Source organism: Haloterrigena gelatinilytica (assembly GCF_013342145.1).
Classification (GTDB): Archaea; Halobacteriota; Halobacteria; order Halobacteriales; family Natrialbaceae; genus Haloterrigena; species Haloterrigena gelatinilytica.
The window spans coordinates 1921015-1942921 of sequence record NZ_JABUQZ010000001.1 but is presented as its reverse complement, the minus strand read 5'-3'; the positions used below and the strand labels follow the sequence as shown (position 1 = coordinate 1942921).

The 21907-nt window shown below is 59.9% G+C and carries 28 protein-coding genes and 1 tRNA gene; 3 read left to right on the top strand and 26 right to left on the bottom strand.

Annotated features, from left to right (window positions below):
* Nucleotides 1–535: 535 nt before the first annotated feature.
* The gene (locus HTZ84_RS09890; RefSeq protein ID WP_174680523.1) at nt 536–2176 is read right to left on the bottom strand and encodes a long-chain-fatty-acid--CoA ligase; all 1641 of its coding nucleotides are present in this window, start codon (nt 2174–2176) and stop codon (nt 536–538) included.
* 151 nt (nt 2177–2327) lie between these two features.
* Between HTZ84_RS09890 and HTZ84_RS09885 the strand changes: the two genes are divergently transcribed.
* Nucleotides 2328–2399, top strand: a tRNA-Ala gene (locus tag HTZ84_RS09885).
* A 268-nt stretch (nt 2400–2667) separates the two neighbouring features.
* Here the strand turns inward: HTZ84_RS09885 and HTZ84_RS09880 are convergent.
* The 3 genes from HTZ84_RS09880 to HTZ84_RS09870 form a co-directional block, all read right to left on the bottom strand.
* Entirely contained in the window at nt 2668–2907 is a 240-nt protein-coding gene (locus tag HTZ84_RS09880) for a hypothetical protein (protein ID WP_174680522.1), read from the bottom strand.
* 84 nt (nt 2908–2991) lie between these two features.
* Entirely contained in the window at nt 2992–3282 is a 291-nt protein-coding gene (locus HTZ84_RS09875) for a HalOD1 output domain-containing protein (protein WP_174680521.1), read from the bottom strand.
* Between the two features lie 125 nt (nt 3283–3407).
* Nucleotides 3408–4058, bottom strand: a complete 651-nt coding sequence (locus tag HTZ84_RS09870; RefSeq protein WP_174680520.1) for a helix-turn-helix domain-containing protein — start codon at nt 4056–4058, stop codon at nt 3408–3410.
* An 86-nt stretch (nt 4059–4144) separates the two neighbouring features.
* On the opposite strand from HTZ84_RS09870, the gene HTZ84_RS09865 reads away from it, so the two are divergent.
* Both HTZ84_RS09865 and HTZ84_RS09860 read left to right on the top strand, forming a co-directional pair.
* Entirely contained in the window at nt 4145–4633 is a 489-nt protein-coding gene (locus HTZ84_RS09865) for an Lrp/AsnC family transcriptional regulator (protein ID WP_174680519.1), read from the top strand.
* Between the two features lie 139 nt (nt 4634–4772).
* Nucleotides 4773–5150: a helix-turn-helix domain-containing protein gene (locus tag HTZ84_RS09860; RefSeq protein ID WP_217468211.1), complete on the top strand. Its 378-nt coding sequence runs from the start codon at nt 4773–4775 to the stop codon at nt 5148–5150.
* Between the two features lie 44 nt (nt 5151–5194).
* Here HTZ84_RS09860 and HTZ84_RS09855 read toward each other — a convergent pair whose 3' ends face one another.
* The 22 genes from HTZ84_RS09855 to HTZ84_RS09750 all read right to left on the bottom strand — a co-directional run bounded on the left by HTZ84_RS09855 (nt 5195) and on the right by HTZ84_RS09750 (nt 21567).
* Entirely contained in the window at nt 5195–5386 is a 192-nt protein-coding gene (locus HTZ84_RS09855; RefSeq protein ID WP_174680518.1) for a hypothetical protein, read from the bottom strand.
* A 124-nt stretch (nt 5387–5510) separates the two neighbouring features.
* Nucleotides 5511–6293, bottom strand: a complete 783-nt coding sequence (locus tag HTZ84_RS09850; protein ID WP_217468210.1) for a hypothetical protein — start codon at nt 6291–6293, stop codon at nt 5511–5513.
* A 10-nt stretch (nt 6294–6303) separates the two neighbouring features.
* Nucleotides 6304–7158: a DUF6610 family protein gene (locus tag HTZ84_RS09845; RefSeq protein ID WP_174680517.1), complete on the bottom strand. Its 855-nt coding sequence runs from the start codon at nt 7156–7158 to the stop codon at nt 6304–6306.
* Between the two features lie 91 nt (nt 7159–7249).
* Nucleotides 7250–7480, bottom strand: a complete 231-nt coding sequence (locus HTZ84_RS09840; RefSeq protein WP_174680516.1) for a hypothetical protein — start codon at nt 7478–7480, stop codon at nt 7250–7252.
* Nucleotides 7480–9963 carry a DNA-directed DNA polymerase gene (locus tag HTZ84_RS09835; RefSeq protein WP_174680515.1) on the bottom strand — a complete coding sequence of 828 codons (2484 nt, stop codon included), beginning with the start codon at nt 9961–9963 and terminating at the stop codon, nt 7480–7482. Before HTZ84_RS09835 ends, HTZ84_RS09840 begins: the two co-directional genes overlap by 1 nt.
* A gap of 18 nt (nt 9964–9981) precedes the next feature.
* Nucleotides 9982–10416 (bottom strand): hypothetical protein, encoded by a 435-nt coding sequence (locus tag HTZ84_RS09830; RefSeq protein WP_174680514.1) that lies wholly within the window; start codon nt 10414–10416, stop codon nt 9982–9984.
* A 73-nt stretch (nt 10417–10489) separates the two neighbouring features.
* Nucleotides 10490–11458: a RecB family exonuclease gene (locus HTZ84_RS09825; protein ID WP_174680513.1), complete on the bottom strand. Its 969-nt coding sequence runs from the start codon at nt 11456–11458 to the stop codon at nt 10490–10492.
* The gene (locus HTZ84_RS09820) at nt 11442–11696 is read right to left on the bottom strand and encodes a hypothetical protein (protein ID WP_174680512.1); all 255 of its coding nucleotides are present in this window, start codon (nt 11694–11696) and stop codon (nt 11442–11444) included. Before HTZ84_RS09820 ends, HTZ84_RS09825 begins: the two co-directional genes overlap by 17 nt.
* A gap of 1 nt (nt 11697) precedes the next feature.
* Nucleotides 11698–11847 carry a hypothetical protein gene (locus HTZ84_RS09815; protein WP_174680511.1) on the bottom strand — a complete coding sequence of 50 codons (150 nt, stop codon included), beginning with the start codon at nt 11845–11847 and terminating at the stop codon, nt 11698–11700.
* Nucleotides 11844–12203 (bottom strand): DUF6378 domain-containing protein, encoded by a 360-nt coding sequence (locus tag HTZ84_RS09810; protein WP_174680510.1) that lies wholly within the window; start codon nt 12201–12203, stop codon nt 11844–11846. The genes HTZ84_RS09815 and HTZ84_RS09810 overlap by 4 nt, the downstream gene beginning before the upstream one ends.
* 11 nt (nt 12204–12214) lie before the next feature.
* Nucleotides 12215–12544 carry a hypothetical protein gene (locus HTZ84_RS09805; protein ID WP_174680509.1) on the bottom strand — a complete coding sequence of 110 codons (330 nt, stop codon included), beginning with the start codon at nt 12542–12544 and terminating at the stop codon, nt 12215–12217.
* The gene (locus tag HTZ84_RS09800; RefSeq protein WP_174680508.1) at nt 12510–12914 is read right to left on the bottom strand and encodes a capsular biosynthesis protein; all 405 of its coding nucleotides are present in this window, start codon (nt 12912–12914) and stop codon (nt 12510–12512) included. Before HTZ84_RS09800 ends, HTZ84_RS09805 begins: the two co-directional genes overlap by 35 nt.
* A complete protein-coding gene (locus HTZ84_RS09795) occupies nt 12911–13093 on the bottom strand; it encodes a XapX domain-containing protein (protein WP_174680507.1) in 183 nt (60 codons plus the stop codon). The genes HTZ84_RS09800 and HTZ84_RS09795 overlap by 4 nt, the downstream gene beginning before the upstream one ends.
* Nucleotide 13094: 1 nt before the next feature.
* A complete protein-coding gene (locus HTZ84_RS09790) occupies nt 13095–13307 on the bottom strand; it encodes a hypothetical protein (protein WP_174680506.1) in 213 nt (70 codons plus the stop codon).
* Nucleotides 13308–13661: 354 nt separating this feature from the next.
* On the bottom strand, nt 13662–13874 hold the full coding sequence (locus HTZ84_RS09785; RefSeq protein WP_174680505.1) for a hypothetical protein: 213 nt from the start codon (nt 13872–13874) through the stop codon (nt 13662–13664).
* Nucleotides 13875–13979: 105 nt separating this feature from the next.
* The gene (locus tag HTZ84_RS09780; RefSeq protein ID WP_174680504.1) at nt 13980–14321 is read right to left on the bottom strand and encodes a hypothetical protein; all 342 of its coding nucleotides are present in this window, start codon (nt 14319–14321) and stop codon (nt 13980–13982) included.
* Nucleotides 14322–14619: 298 nt separating this feature from the next.
* On the bottom strand, nt 14620–15828 hold the full coding sequence (locus HTZ84_RS09775; RefSeq protein ID WP_174680503.1) for a hypothetical protein: 1209 nt from the start codon (nt 15826–15828) through the stop codon (nt 14620–14622).
* Between the two features lie 226 nt (nt 15829–16054).
* Nucleotides 16055–17326, bottom strand: coding sequence for a hypothetical protein (locus tag HTZ84_RS09770; protein WP_174680502.1), 1272 nt, complete (start codon nt 17324–17326; stop codon nt 16055–16057).
* A 7-nt stretch (nt 17327–17333) separates the two neighbouring features.
* On the bottom strand, nt 17334–18890 hold the full coding sequence (locus HTZ84_RS09765) for a hypothetical protein (RefSeq protein WP_174680501.1): 1557 nt from the start codon (nt 18888–18890) through the stop codon (nt 17334–17336).
* Between the two features lie 99 nt (nt 18891–18989).
* A complete protein-coding gene (locus HTZ84_RS09760; RefSeq protein ID WP_174680500.1) occupies nt 18990–19202 on the bottom strand; it encodes a hypothetical protein in 213 nt (70 codons plus the stop codon).
* 57 nt (nt 19203–19259) lie between these two features.
* The gene (locus HTZ84_RS09755; RefSeq protein WP_174680499.1) at nt 19260–20258 is read right to left on the bottom strand and encodes a hypothetical protein; all 999 of its coding nucleotides are present in this window, start codon (nt 20256–20258) and stop codon (nt 19260–19262) included.
* Nucleotides 20259–21069: 811 nt separating this feature from the next.
* Complete coding sequence (locus tag HTZ84_RS09750; protein ID WP_174680498.1) at nt 21070–21567, bottom strand: hypothetical protein; 498 nt, start codon at nt 21565–21567, stop codon at nt 21070–21072.
* Nucleotides 21568–21907 lie beyond the last annotated feature (340 nt).

Here is a 21907-nt window from a genome sequence, read left to right as displayed (position 1 = left end):
CGCAATCCCAAGCCGTCCGAAAGAGTGGACGGCGCAGTCAGATTTGCGGCCGTGCGCTTCCCACCAGTGTCTTCGCTCGGACGGACTAAAGGGTTTCTAGACTGGCTCCCTCGAGTCGTATTTGGAGAGGGTTCGGACGTCAATCGGTGTCCTTGCAGACACTACGAAAGCCCCTCCCTCGCTCGACCGGCTGCGACTCGTTGCGGTCCTCGGACTTCGTCCTGCGGTCCTTACGTCGTCGTTCGAGAGAGCTTCGCTCTCTCGTGATCGCGAAAGACGCGGGGCGTCTTTCGAACGATCTCACCGGGTCGAGCGAGGCAGCCCCTTTCATTCCCACCCGTGCCGGCTGATCGGTCATGCCACCGCGGGTGGGAATGAAAGGGGCTGACGGGATCGATCCGTCCCGGACGAAGTAAGCACCGAACGCAGTGAGGCGCGCAGCGAGTTCCGGATGGTCGATCCCGTCAGGGGCTTTCGTAGTGGTCTCGAGCGATCCAGTAGCGAAATCAGGGACGATTCCGTTCCCGTTCGTCGATTATTGTTGTCCCACGCGCGTCTCCGCTTCGCCCCAGTACTCCTCGCGGAGTTCGTACTTCTGGACCTTGCCGGTCGCGGTCTCGGGGAGATCCTCGACGAAGTCGACGCTCGAGGGCTTCTTGTAGCCCGCGAGGTGTTCGCCGACGAACTCGAGGATCTCGTCCTCGGTCGGTTCGGCGCCGCTGCGCGGGACGACCAGCGCCTTCGGCGTCTCGCCCCACTCCTCGCTCGGGACGGGGATGACCGCGGCCTTCCCGACGTCGGGGTGGTCGTAGAGGACGTCCTCGACCTCGATGCTCGAGATGTTCTCGCCGCCGGAGATGATGATGTCCTTCTTGCGGTCCTGGATCGCGACCATGCCGTCCTCGTCGATCGTCGCGAGGTCGCCGGTGTGGAAGTAGCCCTCGAGGCGCTCGGAGAAGGCTTTCTCGGTGGCGTCGGGCTTGTTGAGATACCGGTCCATCACCTGGTTGCCGCGGACGACGATCTCGCCGATGGTCTCGCCGTCGCGGGGGACCTCCGCGCCGTCCTCGTCGACGACCCGGACGTCGGTACAGAGCGTCTGGCTGCCCTGCTTGACCTTGAGTTCGCGGCCGCGCTCGGCGAGTCGGCGCGGCGAGTTGCTCGTCGTGATAATCGGCGCGGTCTCGGTGAGCCCGTAGATGTGGATGATCCGCCAGCCGAACTCGTCCTCGACGGTCTCGATGGTGGCCGTGGCAGGCGCCGAGCCGGCGGTCGCGATCCGAACGTCGCGGTCGCCGGTGGTCTCGAGCGTTCCGGCGGTTTCACCGCCTTCACCTCGCTGCCCCTCCGGCGCAGCGCGCTCCTCGTGGTACTGAATCAGGTTGTTCAGCACCGTCGGCGCGCCGCACATGAACGAGACGTCGTACTCGCGTACGCGCTCGAAGACCCCCTCGGCGTCGAAGGTGCGCTGGCAGACGTGGGTCCCGCCGGTGCCCGTGATCGCGTAGGTGTGGCCCCAGCCGTTGCAGTGGAACATCGGCAGCGTCCAGAGGTAGGTGTCGTCGTCTCTGATCTCCATGTGTTGGTTGAGCACCAGCGCGTGCCAGTGTTCGGTGCGGTGGGTGCGGACGACGCCCTTCGGATCGCCCGTCGTCCCCGAGGTGTAGTTGATGCTGGCGTCGTCGTCCTCGCTGATGTCTGGCCGGTCGGGTTCCTCGGTGGGCTGGCCCTCGAGGAGGTCCTCGTAGTCGGTCCACTCTCCCTCGATCTCGTCGGCCCGATAGCCCACGAACGTCTCCGCCGGGATCGTGTCGCGGACCGCCTCGATCTTCTCCGCGTAGTCGTCGTCCGCGACGACCGTGCCCGCCGCGCAGTCCTCGAGGATGTACTGGTACTCGCCCGCGGCCAACCGGTAATTCAGCGGGACGAACACCGCACCGAGCTTGTTCGTCGCGTACAGCGTCTCGATGAAGTAGTGCGTGTTCGGCGCGAGCAGGGCGACGCGGTCCCCCCGTTCGACGCCGCGCTCCTCGAGGGCGTGTGCGAGTCGATTTACGCGATCGTTGACCTCCGCGTAGGTGTACTCGGTCCCGTCGTGGGCGACGACGCCGGTGACGTCGCCGTAGCTGTCGACCGCCCGCTCGAGGAAGTCCGTGGTGAGCATCTCCTGTCTCATTTCGTGTCACCCGTTACCACCGACCACGCTATAGGTCAAATGTTTACCCCCGCCTCCCAGCGAGTGCCGGGGTGGTGTGCTAATACGTGGGATGGCTCGAGCGTTTCGAGGGGTTTATCTATTCCCGCGGAAAACGAAGAGATGCGTACGAGGGCTCGTAGATCAGAGGTAGATCACTCCCTTGGCATGGGAGAGGCCCCGGGTTCAAATCCCGGCGAGTCCATACCGCTCCTGCGTCGCGGTAAATTGGACAGACGGCGCAGGGTTCTTTTTGAACTACCCCCCGAAGTCACCCCCCTTCAGAGAGGGGTTTGAACTCAATTTCGGGTGTACCGTGACGGTGGTACGGGTCGCCCCGTGTGCGGATTGTATTGATTGTGTTATGCTGTCTGATATTAGCTCTTAGGGTCTCGATTGACAGCCGTATGAAGAGATCGTTGACGGCAGGAAGGTGCGCCCCGTGTTCTCCCATCTATTCTTGAATCGCGTTTTTATTCCGTCTCTTCGATAAACTCACCAAGTGTATCGGTCAGTTCGTCTACCTGTTCTCCGTCATCATTGGTGGAGTAGCGCACGATGATGACATCCTTCTGATCCGTGTTCCGCGCGTTGTCAACTTGTTTCACACCTCTCCAGATTCCAGTCACCTCGACTGATCCGTACTCTTCATGATCGTAGGTCTCGTCTCGTTCGACGACGCGATCCCCCTCGGGGCCGGGAAGATCATCCATATGGTGTGCTGCTATTTATCATTCTATTAGTAGTCGAATTATTTGAAATGTTCAACAGTTTCCGTATTAGGTCACCAGCATTGGTTACGTGTTCTCCACAGAGTTGACCTTGATAACGCCCTCACTGAATACAGTCACTTCATACCCCTCATACGAAAAGGAGATGTGACCATTTCTCTGTCCTCCACTGGTTGTCGCCGAGAACAGTTCATTGAGTGCCCCCGTGTCAATCACATTATGGAGTGGGTTCATTTCCACGGGATCACTATTGTCAACAGCCGCCACAGCTGCAACGACTGCCAGACTCGGCTGGTCACGAGTGCTATCGTACTCCGCTTGGTAGATCCCGTCCTCGACGACTTCGACGGTGTTCATTGAATCAATGGTTTCGACAACACGGCTTGCCTCTTTGGAGGAATGCATCACTGGATTAGATGGCCTATGACGGGTTGAGAGTGATTTTTGCTCGAGCAACTCTCCTTTAGGAGGGATTATAATAGTCACTCAGGGGACGTTATCAGCGTACTTGCTACAAGCCGTCGAAGACCGCGCTGCAAACGCGATGAAACCGCCTGTCGGCTGATATCAAGTTCATCAGCGAGATCGTCTTGCGTGGCTCCCCGAGGCGAGTCAAAGTACCCGCGAGAGTACGCCAATACCAATGCTTCCTGTTGTCCATCTGTCAAGTCATAATCTTTATCAGATTCTAATGGGGAGAGCGCATGAAGCTGTGTGAGCTGGACCGGTATGTCATTTTCTCGGCAGTACGATTGAAATTCGGAAAGCGTCTCTTGATCGCTACTTCTGACCTCGAACGTCCAGTTCTCGTTGTCACCTAATCCAGAAAGGAGGGTGACATCGGTGTTGATAATTGCGGTAAGGACGCTTTCGTGGTCAAGGTTCCAGTCCACTCGAACGAACATCTGTTCCTCCAACTCGTCGATCACGGTGGAATCGTCCACCCCTTCATCCTCTTTTAGATTTGTTGTAAGGTCACCGACATCGTCAGCATAAATCCAGAAGTAAGGGATAGCTGCGTCGTTCGTTGGAACGACGCGATCCAGTTCAATGGTGGCATCGGGTACTTCCTCGAAAACAATATTCAAAGGAAATTCGGGCTGGTCAATGGTGAAAGAGGCTTCAATTGCCATATCCCCGAGTAACGGGCTGCCCCCTTTTGCGTTTCTCGTTGCGTTGTCCGGGAAACGCTCTTCGGTCACAGAACACACCAGCAACTATGACCGGAATTGAACTTGACGAGGTTGATCGGACGATTCTTCACGCACTCCAAGAGGATGCACGTCGGACTACTGCCGAGGAGATGGGTGAGGAAGCGGGCGTCTCCGCCAGCACCGTTCGGAATCGTATTGAGAAGTTAGAGGATGCGGGGGTGATTGAGGGATATCACCCCCATATCGACTACGAATCGGCGAGCTATCAACTACATATGTTCATTATATGTCGAACACCACCTGACGAGCGTTCGGAAATTGCTAAAGAAGCATTGGAAATCGTCGGCACGGTTACTGTCCGTGAGATGCTAACAGGAGCGAACAACCTTCACATTGAGGCCATCGCCGAAGATTCCGACGCGGTAGATAACGTGACTGGAAAAATATCAGATCTCGGCATCGAAATCGTGAGTACTGAGATTGTTAAAGAAGAACACGTTCAACCGTTCAATCATTTCGGTCCGGCTCCCAGCACTGACAAGGACGAAAAGTAATCCTCACCTCGACTGATCTCCGATCAGTGGGGGATCAACTGTTGAAACCAGAGCTTTTCTGCCATTAGCTGTGGAAAGAACAACCTCTTGAGTTAGGGTAGCCCCAATATGCTTTTCCAGACGACCCCTTATTGTATATGTGACTACGAATTCCCCAACCGAGCAAGATAGCGAAGATTTTCGTTCGGAAGGCCTGTCGCCCGATGTAGTCTTTACTCTACTTTCTCACCCAAAGCGTCGTGCAGTCGTCCGGTTACTCCTCAATCAGGATCGAGCGTTGACTCTCCGCGATCTCCGCAACGAGATCGTCGAAAGGGAAGAAGGAATAGAGATAACGGAAGCCGACGAATCCCAGACCAGACAAACTCTGGTCTCACTCCACCACGCACATATCCCAAAATTGACCGAGGCAGGAGTCGTCACCTACGATAAAGACAGGCAAATTGTGGAACCGACGGAGAAGATCGGCCAGTTGGAGTCCTTCCTTTCTTGTGTTGATAATATTCCTACTGACTGAATACAGATCTACTACCCGTATCTTAGCGAAGTGGAGCAATTGAGTTACAGGGCCACGCGCTCTATCGTTGCTGGCATCTTCGACTCGAGATGGGCGGTCTCCGAGATCGGGAATTCCATCCAGAGCGTCAGTTCAAGACAGGTGAACCAGTTGAGTCCGTAGCGGTCTGCATACGGCGGGAAGCCACTGTATTCAACGGTCACGTACACCTCGGGGTTAGGGAGTTCTTGAGTCATGTTTGGGGGTCAACGGGGTCAGGGCCGATTGGTCGTCCGGGACGGTACGGCTTCGGAGCCGGAACCGGCGTTGGGCCGGGTAACGGCGGTAGAATCTGTGCCATATACTGAATACTGCATACGATTATTCGGGGGGCAGGTTCCGCGAGCCGCGCTTGTGTTGCCACATTTCGTTCCGGTAGGCGGACTCTCGACCGCTTAGAATCGTCTTCGTCTTCTGGATCTCAGCCTGCTCCTCGTCATCCATCTCCTTCACGACCGCGTCCGAGATGATGCCGTCCCGCTTGAACGGGATAGCCTGAATCAGCGGGGTTCCCGCCGGAATCACGCCCGAGAACTCGGGGGCAGACCAGACGCATGGGAAGTTGACGTAGTTGTAATAGGAGTCGCAGTCCACCACACCGGAGAAGACCTGAAAGCGGTTCTCCACCCGGTTGAGGGGCTTTGTGAACAACACAGAATACCCGTCAGGGACGTTGATGGCCCAGAAGTTGTGGAACTTTATGATGGGGAACGGAGCCAGCGGGAACTCCTCGCCCCCGACTTGGTCCGGGCTGTGGTTACTGACGAGTTCCCGGTCGAATCCCCACTCGTAGTTGACGAACTCTTCTGATTGAGCGTTGAACTCGACTTCCCCAGCGAGGGGGATAATCCAGCCCATCGAGAGGGCGTCGAGGAAGGGCGCACACCGCTTGACGGTGGACTGATTCAGGCCCTCGCCCATCCTCCCTTCGAGGTGCCGGTACCACTCGGGGAGAACCTTGTTCGCCGGAATCGGCTCGGGGATCACCCCGTAGAGTTCCGGCTCAGTGGCGAACTCGATTATGGAGTCTTCTTCGTCGGTCTTCAGCGTCTTCAGGGAAGCCGCGTCTTTCACTCGCTCTACAGTATCGTTGAGGTCAAACATTTGGATCTGGTTAGTCAGCGTATATTTCGTACATCCGAGAGGGGGCGTCGTCGCCCGGCCCCCAACAGTCCGCGTCGGGGTGGGTCTCGAACAACTCCTCTTCGTAGTCGTGCTGTGCGTTCCGAGGGCGGAGCGACCGTACATCTCGGTCGGGGTTCAGCCCGTGCCGGAGGTTCTTATACGACCGCCGGACACACTCGTAGAAGTCAGAACGGCCCTTCGGGAGTTTCGTCCAGCCGGTGCCGTCGAAGTAGCCCTGCCACCGGGCCGCCGTAAGGGGACTTGTGGTGTCGGCGCTCTCGACGGGGACTCCGTACTTCCGGGCCTTCACCTGCTTCACGGGGGAGCCGCCGAGTAAGTGGACTTCCGGGCAGTCCCGGTAGGCCGTCCACGGGTGAGGCGACGGGCCATACCGCTCTTGGCAAGGAAGGCCGACCCGGTAGCGGGCCGGAACGTCTCGGGGGTGGACGATCTTCGGGACGACGATCACGGTCTCCGCATACCGCTCGAGATCGGCAGCCCGGTCGAGAACCCACTCCCAGTCGCCGGTAATCTCGTCGGCGTCTGGGGCGACCGCATAGCGGGGCCGCTCCCCACGTACCGCCTTCAGGTGTTCTCGCCAAGCTCCGTCAACGTCTGGAACCGCCTGCTTCTTCAGTTTCGAGAAGGGCCAGTCCACGAAGTCCACGTCGAACCGCTCTGGGGGCCGGTAGTTCATCGACTCGTAGCCGATCAACGTGCCGACCCGCCACGCCGCTTCCGAGGCGTCTTCCGATCCTCGGGCCGTAAAGACAACGTCGCGTTCCCGCTGGTTACTGGTCGGTACAGATGTATCTCCGGTTGGAAGCGTCTGCTGGATACTCATTTGGGGTCTGGTTGGCCGCCGGGGCGGTGGTTAGTCGCCCCGTCTGTACCCCCCATTTACACCGCTCAGGGGAGCTTAAGGTTGTCGCTGGTCAGAGGAAGTCCGCAAGTCCGGTCTGCCCGGACAGTGGTTCAGGTTCGGGTTCGGTGACGACGACCGAGCCGGGTGGGCCGGTCGCATCGGGGCCGTGTAGCCGCTTCCGAAGGTACGGCCAACGGTGGTCCCAGCACAGCCACTCTTCGCCGCCCGGCTCGCCCCGCCCGAACAGGGCGAACCGCGTGACGTTCTCCTTCTCGCTGCACCGTTCGCAGGCGCGGCCCATCAGAAGAACGCCCCCAGTCCGGTCTGTAACTGCCCTTCTACGGCAGCCTCCACGTCGATCCCGACCGCGTCGAGGACGGGGCCGAGCGGGTTGACGAGGAGCGTCTGGGTCATGCGGCCTACGTCCGGGGTGATCCCGGTGTCGGCCATCTGCTCGGCGTCTTCGTAGGCGATACGGTCGATCTTCTCGCCCACCTCATCGAAGTACGTGGGCATGATGTAGCACCGCATCGGCTTCGAGGCTTTCCCGAACTCGGTGCCGAGGATCGCGTTCGAGTTCATCGCGGCCTCGACGTGGGCCGTCGGGCTGTCGTACTCGTGGAACTCCTTGCCGATCCCACCGGGAATACCGATGTTCTCCCAGTCGGGGTCGTCGGGGTCGAGCGAGGTTCCCGCCTCGTAGACGTAGTTCGCAATCTCGTTCTGGGGAGCGTCGTTGAGGATGGCCTTGATGACCTTCTTCTCGGTGTCCCGAGTCAGGCGGGAAGCGTCCGACCGTTTCGCGGCAGACCCCTTGATCGAGATTTCCGGCTCGTCCAGCGACTCGGTGAACGAGTCCATGCTGTCCTTCCACGAGGCCGCGTAGGCGTACTTCTTCTTGCGACCCCACTGGAAGAACCGGGGGGCGAACATCTCGATCTCGATCTCCCACTCGTTGTCCTCGGCGGGGACGCCCATCGACTCCGCGAGGGCCGGGTAGACAACCGAGTTGAGGTGGTCGCAAATCTCCTGCGCCGCTTCGAGGCATCGCTGCTGACCCCAGTCGTCGGGGAACTTGATGTAGTTCGAGTCCGTGTCGCCATATATCACATTGGCGATGGTTTCGTCGTTGATGTACTCGGCAGTCCGCTTGAGAACGGCCTGTCCGGCGAGGGTGATTGCCTCCGCCGTCTTGCGGTCGTACAGGAAGAACTTAGACCACCCACAAACGCCATATATAGAGTTAGTGATAGTTTTTGATACTTGATACATCTCCTCGTATTTTTCCTCTTCAGCGGAGCCGGGTTCGGCCTGTCGCTTGAGACGCTTGTACGTCATCTTCAACGCGAGGGCGTCGTCAACGATCTGTCGGAAGAGGCCATCCTGCTCCAGCGAGAACGCCTGTCCGTTCGGGGCGACGGCCACCTTTCCGAGAACCGGCTCGGTCGCATCGAGCTTGACCTCGGGGGAGGTGTTCAGCATCCGCATCGTCATCGGGTAGAGGCTCGCCAAGTCGATCCCGACGACGTTGTGAGCGACGCCCGAGAAGGGGTCTACCACGAATCCGCCTTCGTACTCTTCGGCCATCTGACCGGACTTCGTCGGCCCGACCTCGCTGCGCTCCTTCAACTTCCGGCGGACCATCATCTCGATGAACTGGAAGTTCTCTCGGGTGTCCTCGAAGTCCACGCCGATCATCTTCCGCAGGTTGTCTCGGAAGGAAACGACGCCCGCCTTCTCGTCGATCTCAGCGGTGAGGCGAACGTCCCGAGCGTTGTAGTTCATCAACTTCTCGGGGTTGTCCCGCCACATCTCGAAGTACCCTTCATCGTGGGCGATTTTCGACGCGCCCAGTTCCTCGCCAGCCACGTAGTCCAGTGAGTAGGAGCGTAGTTCGCCCCACGAGTTCTTCTTGTAGGCGTGGAGCAGGTCGTAGACCGTCCGGCCCAGAATCTTCGGGTCACCGCGTCGGGTGACGTGGGAGTTCCCCTCGGGGGAGAGACGAGCCGGGTGAGCTGATACACGCTTCATCCGCTCGATGATGTACGGCCCGTCGAAAGGGGAGTTCCACGCGGTCAGCAGGTCGGGATCTCGCTCCTCAACCCACTCCCCGAAGGCGATCAACATGACCCGCTCGTCGGGGTAGTAGTGGAGTTTGTCGCACTCCTCGGGCTTGCCGTTCGGGAAGCAGGTGCCGACAGGCCGCCCGGCGGTGTCGAAGAAGCCGTGGTACTCCCGTTCGTAGGAGTCGTAGGCGACGATTGAGGTGATGCGCTTCTCGCCGGGTTCGGGGAACGCGCCCCGGTCGTCGGTCTCAATGTCGAACACGACCGCTCGAGGCCGGGGATCGTCGTCAACGGGTGCCTCGATGGATTCAATCTCGTCCAGCGTGCAGGATGCGGCGGGAACACGAATCCACGACTTCACATCCCGGTCGATCCGCACCCGGTGGGTCGGCCCCACGTCGGCCTCGAACGTCTGTCCGTTGAACGCCTTTTTCGCGTCCCGAACGTCGCCGGGCTGGGTGACGTAGACTCGGGTGACCTCTTCCCCGAAGAAGCCCACCATATCCACGTCGAAGTCGAAGCCTCGGATGCCGTGTTCTCCGAGCAGTTCGTTCTTCCGGCTCCGCGCCTCAGCGGCCTCGACGTAGAAGTACGGGCGGAAGTCCGTGACGGTCACCGTGTGCCGCTCCTCGTCGGCGTCTCGCCCGTAGAGGCGGAGCGTGAAGGAGTCGTCGTCGTTCTCGGTGCAGGACGTGTTAGTAACGAGTATTTCGAGCATTTGGGTCTGGTTGGGTAGTTAGTTGAACGAGCCGAGCGCGGTCTGTCCGCCCGGTAGTGTCGGGGTCTCCCCGGTCATGTAGCGCCGGAGGGAGATCCCGTAGTCGAGGCCGATGTTGCGCCACTCTTCGTGGGCCAGTTTACTCGGCCCCTCGGAGACGACGCTGAACTCCTTGACTACGTGGGGGTCGAACGCGGTGAACGTCTCCCCGTCGTTGTTGAAAAAGACGAGCGGGTACTCGGCCCGTGCCGCACCCTTGACGACCTTCCACATGAACGACGCAAGCCCCTTGTACGCATACTCTTTCGAGACGACGACGTACCGCTGCCCCGTCGAAGGGTCCACGAAAACGGTCGCGTGAACGCCGTGTGCGTCTTTCAGGGACGATATCTGCTGAAGGCCGTATTGGTTCGTCAGGATCTCAGCCGACTTGGTTATGATTTTCTCGGGCATTTGGGTCTGGTTCTCTATGGTTTACGCCTCGCTTCTCGCCACTTTCATGCATTTTCAGACTCGAGAAGGGCCGTTACAGATTGAGCTTCCGTATCGCGTAGCCGACGTAGTTCGACTTCGTACCGAGTTCAACGGAAATCTCGTGTGGGGACATACCCGCGTCCAGCATTTCCCGTAGCTGGTCGTCGTGTTTCAGGGCCTCTCCCCAGACGGACGAACAGATATCGTAGTACGAACACTGCTCGTCCTTCCCCGGCCCCCACTTGCACAGCGGGGTCTCGTTGATCGGCCAGTGGGGATCACCGGATTCCATCATCTCCAGCATCTCCTCGATGGTCTCGAAGATGAACTCCCGGCGAGACTCCTTGAGGGGGCTGATAATCAGGTCGTCCCCCTTGGGGTAGTACCCGGCAACAGCGGTCACGTCCCACTCTTGCTCGAACAGGACGGCGTAATACTCGCCCTCGAGATATATCCCCTCGTCACGGTACTGCTTCTTAGGGGTCTTCCCCGTCTTGAAGTCCGTAATGACCACGCCGCCCGCCGGTTCGACGCCGGGAACGGAGCGGTCGTCGTAGATCGCGTCGGCGTACCCCATCCACGGGGGCTGCCGTCCCTCGAATCCCTCGATGGGGTCTTCCAACCACGACTCCGCCTCGATCCCGACCGGGAGCCACGTCTCGGGATCGGGCGAGACCTCCATCCGGGCGTACTCGAAGTTGATGAAGTTCGTGATGTAAGGCTCGCTGTAGTCGGCCCAGCGGTCCCACTCCGGCAGGAAGGCGACGAGGTCTTCGGGGAACTCCCCGGTGTCCTCGACGTAGGCCTCGACGGCGTAGTAGTAGTCCTCGATGACCTCGTGGATGATCGTCCCGCGTCGGGTGTAGATCGTCCCCGGTTCCTTCAACCCCTGAACGTAGGAGTAGCGGAACTGCTCAGGGCACTTCACGTACTTCGTCAGCCGGGACTTGCTGATGTAGGGTAGTTCGCCCTTCGGCGTGCTGTCCCGTAACTGGGTCAGGCGGTCACTCTGAGTCGGCATCTTCTTCCTCGTTTTCGTCCAGCAGATCGGACACCGCCTCCAGCACCGCGACGTGCTGGGTGATATCCTGTATGTTTATCCGCCCACTCTCGGTTAGCTCGAACTCGATCACGCAGTTCCCGCTCTCGTGGACCGCCCGGTTCGCGTGGCCGAGAATCTCGAGCGCCGTCCGCAGGCCGGGAACCGAGTCGATCTCCTGTTCGGTCGCCGCGTCGAAGGCCACTTCTTCGTCGCTCATATCACCACATCCCCGGCCCGAGGCTCGGGTCGCCGGTCTCGAAGGACAGTTGTAGTCGGGCCGCTCGTCGGGCCTTCCGGTCTTGCTCGACCTCCCGAAGCGCCCGGCGGCTTTCCTCGACGGTGTCTCGAGTAGGCAGTTTGAACGTCACTCTTGGGCCTCCGCCGCGTTGTCGGCTCCTTCGGGGACGTAGAGGGACGCGATGGCCGCGTAACCAATGCTATCTCGGTAGTGATCGAGGTCCATACCGCCGACGTGCTTCCTGCTGAGTTTGAGCAGAATCATCATGTCGGCCACCTCGTCGCCCCGGATCGGACGGCGGAGGACTCGCTCGGAACCGTTCTGGGAGCCGGTTCGGACGCCGAGATAGGCGTTCCAGAGGTCCGCGATGTGGTCGTGGTTCTCGACCGGGTCGCCGTGGGTGCCGTTCCGGTTGGCGATGACCGAGCCGACTTCCGAGGCGAGGTTTCCGGCGCTCTGTACGTTGCTGTTGTCGTTGGTACTCATTTGGGTCTGGTCTATAGGTCCGCTCGCTTCAGGCGCTTCAGACGCCCGTACTGTTCTCGCTCGACGCCGTCGTAGGTGAACCGGATCACGTCACCGGCCCCCGACGGGTAGGTCATGATCGGGGCCTCAACCGGGTCAACGGTCAGCATCCCCTCTCCGGTGTCGAGCCACATCTTCCAAGTGCCCTTCCAGACACCGAAGATACGGCCATCGACCATCTCACCCTCTCCGCCGAGATCGACAACTTGGGTTCGCCCTTCGGTCACCTCGGCAGCGTCGGCGGTGTTAGGGTACTTCTGGTCGCCGTCAGGCGTCAGAAGGATTATGTCTCTGTTCTTCAAGTTCCTCTTCGTACTCTCCAAGGACGTGCTGGTCTGGGTCTTGGCTGTCATGGTCTGCAAGGCCGAACACGCGGTCTTCCCAGTTGGGGTCGTTGTGGTTGACTGCTCGGTCGTCAACGTAGACGTGAGCGCCCCCCTTCTCGCACTTGAGACCGTTGTAGGGAACGCCCCACATCGTCAGAAGGCCCGCTATGTGGCCCGCGTGCTTCCACGGGCGAGCTGTCCAGACGATGATATCGTACTGCTTGTCCTCTTTCAGAGAACGGACGAACTCGACCATCTCCTCGTCCGGCTCTTCGCCCCCTGCTTTGTAGGGGTCGCCGGAGTCACGGGTTAGGGTCTTATCGAAGTCTATGGCGATGAGAGTCATGTCAGGTAGGTAGTTATCAGCGCGTAGCCGAGGAAGATCCCACAGACGGAGCCGGAGACGGCGAGAACGCCAGCGAAAGATCCGGGTGCCGGGCTGGGCAGTCCAAGGAACCCGTAGAGAGAACCGAGGACGAGACCGGCGATGAGGGCCGCACCGAACGCGACCGTGAGGTTGACCATCTCAGCACCCCACCACTTCGACTTCGTCCTCGTGGACCAACTCGGAGCGGAAGTAGCCGAGGTGGTGCGGGTCGTAGGCGACCACCAGATGGCCGCCCGGAACGACGCCGTCCTCTCGGAAGGTCTCGCCTTCCCGCCGGAACACGAACCCCGTGACGCCCCACATCTCGTGGTGAGGATCGGTGATTCGGACGGCTGTGTGAGAGGGGAGCATCAGTCGGCCCTCATCTCAGTCAACGCTTCGGAGTCAGCCGTCACGTTCCCCGAGTCACCCCGGAGCCGGTACAGCCGAGCGCCGAGGGGGAACCGGGTCATTGCTCATCCTCGTGTTGCCAGCAGAAGTCGCCGGGGGAGTCAACGGTGCGGGAACACTTGCCGCCCTTTCCGGCACACGTCACTCCTTCGGTATCGTCCGCAAACTCGGTGGAGATATCTTGCTGGTCTTCAACTTCCACCAGCAGATACGAACCCCGTGTAGGGTCAGTCGAAGTAGGGGCCACATGAACGACACGACCGTCGATATCGAATCCGCCTTCATCGTCGGGGCGAGCGTGCTGCCATTGGTATCTCATGGCTGCCGGACGCGGTTCGCGTCTCCTCCCTCAATCCGGTCGGCCACGGTCAACAGGTGCCGGGCGACCTCTTTCAGTTCAGCGGCCCCCTCCTCGTCCTCGGTCGCTTCGAGGACGGCGGCTCGAGCGGTCACGTCGGCGAACGCTCGGTGGCTCCACGTTTTCATCGCGTCGATCTGGTTGTGGAACTGCTGGGCTTGCTGGATCATCTGTTCAACTTCGGGGTCTGCCTCAGTCTCGGTGTCAAAGAGATCGTCCGAAACCGGAGGCTCAACTTCTCGCGGCATTTGGGTCAGGTTAGTGGTTGTGTTCGACTACTGTACGTCAGGCTCCGTCGGCTGGGCTTCCATGATGGCGGGAACGCCGATCCCCCCATCACCGCCGCACCGACCGTCGAAGCTATCTTCGGGAAGGAGCGCGGGGCGGTCACCAGAGATGACCACGCCGCAGGTGTCGTCGTCGCAGATTACCTGCCCAGAGTCGTCGTAGCGGCCTTCCGTGCCGCACTCCGGGCATCCCATCGTGAAGTGGAAGACCTCTTTCACGAGCGTCTGTGGGCCGTAGACGCCGGGGTACATCTCCCACGCCCACTCGTCCACATCACAGAGGGGACAGACGACGGCAACATCGCCGTCTCCGTCGTGGGCTGGTTTCATGTGTTCTTCCAGTTCGCGGTCGCATTGCCACGACGCCGTGTGATAGTCGAACACGGGTCGGGACTTCAGGCCGGTAATCTCAAACGAATCTGCTCGGACTCCTTCTTTGCTGGCGGACATTTACTACAGATGTGTCTCAATTGATGCTTGTGAGGCGAGAGACAAGCGAGTCGCTAACGGCGGCTGCGGGTGCTTCAGGCTTCAAGAGGGAGCATCGTCCCCGTAGTAGGCAGTTTCCTTAGAGCCTACCTGATATATAAACTTTCAGGTAAGCACTACTATCCTCAAGGAAGGACAGTCAACGGAAGTAGACTGGCTTCATCCACGCCATCGGTTCGTCGTCGGAGACGCCGTGGATAATGCCAGCCGGTCGGGAAGACGCAATCCCGAGGCCTTCTGTGTAATCTCCCTGATCCTGAAGCGTGCCGCCCATAACAACGGGACGACCCGCAACCGGCTCAATCTTCATCTCGTGGAAGTGGCCCCGGTAAGCCACGTCGAAGCCGTTGTCGATGAGCCACGAACTCCAGCGGGCCTTCGGGGAGTTGGTGCCGATGTGGTTCAGACACCCCTTCTCGTGGCCGTGTCGGATGTGGCCCCGGTGGCCGCGCATCTCGAAGTTCGTGAAGTACGTCGCGTCGTTCTGGATGAACGTGACGTTCTCGAGGCCTGACTGCCTCACCGCGAGATCGAGCATCGAGTAGACAATGTCGTCGGCGTTGGCCGCCGAGGTTTGTCCGCCAGTGCGGAGTTCGCCGTGGTTCCCGTGCTGGGTAACGACCTGAACGGTCGGGAACTCTTCGGCGAGCCGCCTGATGACCTCGGTGTAGACCGTAGAGGCCCGCTCGATCTGCCCCTGAAGGTGGAGATCAATCGAGTGCGGCTGGGCCGCATAGATCGTCTCGTTCGTGATGATATCGCCACCGAGCAAGAGGTGAGCGGTGTCGAACTCGACGCCAGCCGCTTCCCGTCGGGCCTTCTCCGCGAGGCCTTCCTCGATGTACTGCCAAACACGGTCTTCGGCGATATCGGAGTTGAACGTCTCCTCGCCGTACTCGTTGTGTTCGGTCTGCCCGAAGTGGTCGTCGGTGCGGAAGAAGACAATATCCTCGTTCCCATCTTCGGCGAGAAGGCCGCCGTCCGCTCGGGCGGGGGCGTACTGTTGGAGCCGGGCCTTGAGATCGAGTTCGAGTTCAGAGAGGAAGTCGGTCGCTTTCCGGCTCACCGACTGCTTCGTGGTCGTCGGCGTTCGGAGGACGCGAACCTGTCCGGGGGTCTCGTCTTCCTCGATCTCGGGGGCCACGAAGCCCTCGATCCGGTAGATCCCCCCTTCCGGTTCGGGGATACGGACGCCAGCCTGCCGGAGCCGTCGAATCATATCATAGGCCCCGGAAGTGGTCTTGTATCCGAGTGAGTCAGCGATCTCGGCGGCGGTCGCGCCGTCGTTCGCGCTGATGGTTTCTGCTGCGATTCGCTGGTTGGTGGTCAAGTTGTCGAAATACTGCATTTGGGTTTCGCAGAATCCTTGCCCTCGGCTACTTTCAGGTGAGGGCGTCAGTCGCAGGAAGAGGGAACGGCAAACTACTGCGGTATATACGGCAGACTATGCTTGCTATGCCTCTGTCGAGTGGCTGGAGGATTCGGGTGGTTGGTGGTTGGTCACTTCGCGGTTCAGGAGAACAGCCCGTAACTGTCCGCCATCATAACCGGGCACGATAGCTTAAAGATTTCGGTCAAGTCTGTTTTGCTTGACCTTTCTCGGCGGACCAGATTCCACATGAGTCCTGTAAACAGAAGGTAGGAGCCTTCTGCCATACTTTCTCGCACTTCATCGGGGAATAGCCGAGTGAGATGTACGTCTCAACCCGCTCACAGGTGTACTCTTCATCGAAGCCCGGAAGACCCCTAAAGGCCTCAACCATCGTACCGCCGACAACTTCGACGGTCTCCTTACCGTGGGCGTTCTTAGACACCTCGATCTCGATGGGCACCTTATGGCGCATCATGTGGGTGATAGCGAACATCTCCATGTAGTGGGACGCCGCCCGATACCGGAAGGCGTCTTCTCGCTCGAAGAACTCCGCGATACACGGTCTGTCCGTCAGGACGAACTCGAGTGAGTCCACCGTGATCTTGTCGTTCTGATCCGCAACGTAGGCCTTGAGCCGAGCCGGATCGTTCGTCGCCCCGCCCCCGCTGGTCCGGCGGGACGAAGAAGGGGCGTTCCGAATCCGCTGGGTCAAAACCTCAGCGGCCTTGTCGTTCGGGGTTGGCTTGAAGCGGGAGTCCACTTCTCGCCGCGAGCGGGTCAACTCGATGTAGTCCGCCGGGCGCATCTCGGCAAGCTCCTCGAGCGTCACCGGAACGCAGAAGCGGTCTTCCCCGAACGCCTGACTCGCTCCGAGGTGCTTCGTGTTTGGTACTCGACGGAGCCGCCCGAGATCGGATGAGTCCACGTCGATGTAGACCTCGAGATCGTCGAGGCCGGTTGCTTCGATGATGTATTGCTTCAGGGACTCGGCGTACCCGTTGATCCCGTTGAGGAACTGTGACTGGTCGCCGTTCGAGGTCGGGATCGGCGGGAACGCCAAGTCGAGGTGGATGCCCTTGTGGCCCGATAAGACCGCCTGCCACGATTCCGGGGAAGAGGTCTTCAACAGGAACCGGGCCACCTTCCGGGCGCGGACGAGCAACTTGCTCATGTCCTTCACCCACCTTGCCGTCGGGTCACCCCGATCACCGCCCCGGTAGTCCCCGTCGTCGGGAACGTCGAAGTCGATGAACAGCCGGTCGATCCGGGGAACATTGCCGTCCTTGGTGTGTCCTTCGGGAAAGGAGTACACCGAGATAAACGGCCAGTTCTGGGGGTCGTCTTCGGCGTCGAGGACGAGTTCGGCGGCTTCCTCGGGAGAGGTCGCCCACCGCTGGAACTTGGTCACTCGACGCGGCCACGAGTCCGCCCAGTACGTCAGTCCGTCAATTACGAGTTCAGTTTCGTTCTTCATATCTCTCCTACTCAAGCGTCCCGCCGGTCTCGGTCAGCGAGGTCTGGGCTTCTTCGTCCTTCGCCTTCTGGGCGTGCATCGGCTCTTCCTCGAAGATCGAGGCCATCTCCTCGTCAATCTCTTCGCCCTTCACGATGGCCTTCGTCTTCTTCGAGGCCTCGCTGGTCATCTCCCCGAGGCTGTCGTCCTCGGTGATATCGACGGCTTCTCCCGTGAACGGATGGACCGCAATGGTGCCGGAACCCTCGCAGTAGCGCCGGACGTACTCGTCAGCGACCTCCGGCTCGATCCCTTGGATGTTCCGTACCTCGTCGGCGGCAGCCTCAACGATGGCGTTGTAGTCGAGGCTGACGTTCACGTCGGTCACCGAAGCGAAATCGGAGATCGAGTACGTAAGGGGGCTTCCCGAGTGTTCGGTGATGTAACCCGACTCCCGCATTGAGTCGAGCGCCCGCTTCACGTCGCTGTCTCGGATGTTGTGGCCGAGGCGACGAAGTTCCTGCTGAATATCCTTCCGGGCTGGGGCGTAGTCGAGATCGTTCAGCAGTTGCAGGATGGCTTGGTCCTCGTCGGTCAGGTTAAGCGCCGACATGACCATGTTGTTCCCCATAATCTGCATCGTGTACCAGTAGTCCACGGGAGCAGAGAGTAGGAGAAGGCCCCTTCCGGTATCCACCGTCATGCGGTCGGCGTGGTGGATCAGGGCCATGTTCCCCATCATCGAGGCGAGCCGGTCGAAGTCGAACCGGGCCTCGTTGAACTCAGTCGGCATCATGCGGCCCTCCTCGATGGTCTGCCGGGCGATCTCGACCATACCCGGCTTCGAGACCTTGTTGTTCACGTTGTCGGTGAACGTGTCTACCGGGATGGACTCGAAATACTCTCGAATCTTGGCCCGCTCGACGGGGTCAACCTGAAGGACGGTCTGACCGGCGTGTTCCTCGGCCTTCCGCTTGATGACGCGCTCGGTCTGTTCCTTCGTGGTGTCCACGGACTGCATGAACGCCCGCTTCAGGAGTTCGGGAAAGTCGTTCATGTCCGCGTTCCGGTTGTCCGTCGCCATCGTGGCGAAGACGATCCGGGGACACTCGAGGATCATCGTCTTGGTGCGGTCGTCGTCGTCTTCGGACATGGTAATGTCCGTGACCTTCCGCTCCGAGTCGTTGCCCTCTCCCCAGTCCTTCAGCATCTTCTCGGTGCCTTCCGAGACGCGGGCAAGGTCACCGACGATGTGGATATCGTATTTGTTCGCTTCCTTCGCCGAGTAGTACCGGGCGGTCTCGGACTCGTCTGTCGGGTGTTCGTAGACCGTACCGGGGCCGTAGATGGCCTCCAGCGTCTTCCGAAGGGTAAAGTCCTTCCCGCCACGCGCTGGGCTGTAGAGGACGAACAGGCCGCCCCCGTCTTCGAGGCCGCCATTGATCGACGCCGTGGCGACGGTCAGGCAGGTGTCTTCTTCGCCGACCACACCGAGGTCGCGGGTGACCTGAAGGATCGTGTGGAGTTCGGGAACTTCCCAGTCGATACCGCTCGTCGTGTCGTACAGTTGTGCTTCTACGCTCATTTGGGTCTGGTTGGTTGGTCTCTATCGGTTCGCCTCACAGAGCCGCCGCTATTTCATACACCTATTTCATGAGCTAATGCGGCGGAAAAGAGGGTTATTCTACTCGCGCTCTTCGCGCTTCTTAGTGGCGACGCGCCGGGCGAGTTCGCGCTCGACGCTGTCTTGCAGATCGCCTGCCACCTCGGCGTACACCTCGTCGGGGTCGTCTCCGTCTTCAAGGCTCACGGTAGCGGTCGCGCCGAACGTGATCGGCTCGAATTGATCAAGTTGCACTTTGCGGTCGTAGTAAACTTCGATGGTATCGATGTTCATTAGGGTCTGGTTGGTTGTTCTAAGTGAAGGAGGGCCGCGTCAGCGAGAGTTACGCGCCTACTGGAAGACGCGGGCCACGACGGCGTCCTCGCCGCCGAACTCTTCGACCATGTTCTCCGTCAGGTCGTTCCCGGCGTCTTCAACGAGGTCGGCGAGCAGGGTCTCGGCCTTCTCCTCGTCGTCGTACCCGAGGGTCTGACAGGTGGAGATGAAGTCCTCGATGGCGGGCGGGACTTCAGAGGCCATCGCGGGGCCGCCGTCGGCCACGGCCTCCGGCTCCGCCTCGGTCTCTTCCTCTTCGGCGGGCGCGTTCCCGCCGCCGAGGGTGCCCTGCTGGCCGTCGTTCGCGTTCTGCACCGTCACGTCAACGCCGGTCTCGGCGTCCTTGACGATGGGGTGGTGGTACTTGCGGTCGGACTGGTTCGACTGCTTCTTCACCTCGAAGAAGCCGAAGCGCCGTCCCTGAAGGTCAGGCCGGAGGACGTTCTCGCCGCTGGTGTCGGCCAGCCAGTTGTGGATATCGCTGTCGTCCACGACCATCTCACGCCCGTAGGTCGTCAGGATCTTCGCCAGCGTCTTGGACGCCGACTTGGGGCCGAAGCGGTCGGAGCCGCCGTACCACATGATCGTGTTGCCGATGGAGACCGGGTCGTCGTCGTTCGCCATGACGACGGCCTCAACGAGTTCGTACCGCTTCTCGGTGCCGCCGTAGTTCTTCACGAGGAACTGGTTGGCGTCGTCCGCCGAGACTTCGGGGGCGTCGGGGGTCGCCGGGTCGATCCCGACTACCTCGCGCCACGAGAAGACCTTGAACTTGCCCTTCTCGGGGTCGTGGTACAGGCAGCCGTCCACGAGTTCGACGTTCTCCATCGCCACGCCGAGGCTCTGTCCCCAGTTGTTCGAGTTACCGAAGACGCGGGTGATTTCGCCCTCGACAGGGGCGTAGGGCGTGATGGTCAGGTTCTTGTCCGGCTCGTTCGAGCCACCGGAGCTGTCGGAGTCGGAGCCGCTGTTGTTGTTGCCGCTGTCCTGCTCGTAGGAGTTGTAGTCGTACATTTTGGGTCTGGTTGGTGGTTGGTCGTCCGGGCTGTCCCACTCTACAGGTAGCATAGGTTGTGCGCTACCCGAAATACCGGAGCCGGGAGTCGAACCCAGCAGGAACGCTCCCTGCCGAATCAGGGAACTCCGGTTTGGCCGCTCATAGAGACCAATACAGAGAGTAGAGAGTTCTGTCGGGGGAGGCGTTTCCCCGAGGACCACGTCGGGGAATCGAACCCCGTCTCAGCGCCAGCCGTGGTCGTCGCTCTTAAGGTAGCAAACTCCGAAGCGCGTGGCTCCGGCAAACCGCATCAGATAGAAGGGGCGAGTGCCGTCTTCAGCCCCCATCTTATTCTCAGGGGTCAATATAACTGTATCGTTTGAGGCACTCTAAGCGGACGAGCGCCCCTATACGGACCACTCTCCCCGCTATCCTCCCTCCAGATCGGGTGGTTCGTATTAAGCGTATCGGTGGAATCGGGGAAGGGGCCTTGCCAGTAGTCAGTAATTCGGTTCCTTTATCCAGAAACCTCAATTCAGAGGCAGTACTGAACGCACTGTTAGTGATGAAGAACCGGCGGTCATCGAACCGTCTCGTGGTTGGGACAGTGAAACGGTTGATGACCGCCACTCTATGGAAGGGGCTGGAGCCGGTTGTGAAGAAGTGTTGCGCACACCTCATATTTATACCGCTATTGGAATTCGACCGCTCCAAACGGTTAGTGAACAATGGATTCATTCAGAATCGAGACGATAGATAGTGGCAGAACGATAACTGTCTAACCTGCGTGTTTCGCGGGTGACCCTGAAGCCGTGATATTCTCTACTGTTACAAGTCCACGCCGAGATCGCCGGCCACAGTCTCCGCATCGTACTTCTTGTGCGAGCCGCCCCGCTGGAAGCCCTCTTCTTGGACTCGGTCGAGCATCGACGCGACCTCGACCATGCCCTCAGCCTCCCGGTGGCGGCCCTCGTCGAGCGCGGGGAACACGTCTTCCAGCAGGATTTGGGCCTGCTCGTGACGGGCAGCCAAGAACGGGAAGACCACTTCCAGAACTTCCCGTACCTCATCCCGCCGAGTGAGCCGGACGACGTACTGGTCGCCGCCCTCTCGCTCGTCCACCGACGCTTTCGGATTCAGGCCCATGTCGGTGAAGAACTCGTCCAGCAGCCCGACTGCCTCCATGCTTGACTTCTTGAACGTGATCTCGAACAAGACCTCGTAGCCATGCTTGGAAGACCCCTTCTTGCGGAGGGAGGCCTTTAAGTGGCCACCCCAGTCGAGGGCACCCGCCGCATACACCGCTCTCCAGTCGTTCTCGGGCATCTCTACACCACTCTCGGTCACCGATACGCTTAATACTGTCTGTGTCATCATGATGGGGGAAACAGGGTGGAGTCACCCGGTTTCGGTTCTCTTCCCGGTCTGCCCAGAGAGGGGAGACTATAGAGGGGAGAGTCCTATTCGGTATTCTCCTATTTGGGAGAGTCCTATTCGGGAGTCCTAACTAGACTTCTCCTATTTGGACTACCCCTATCCAGAGAGTCCTATTCCTGCTGGATTGGGGTAACCCGAATAGGAGAATACCGAGTATAGCTGCTACACGTCGGTATGTGAAGCAGTTAGCACACCGTCTCCGGCTCCTCCTGCTCCTCACCAGACCCAG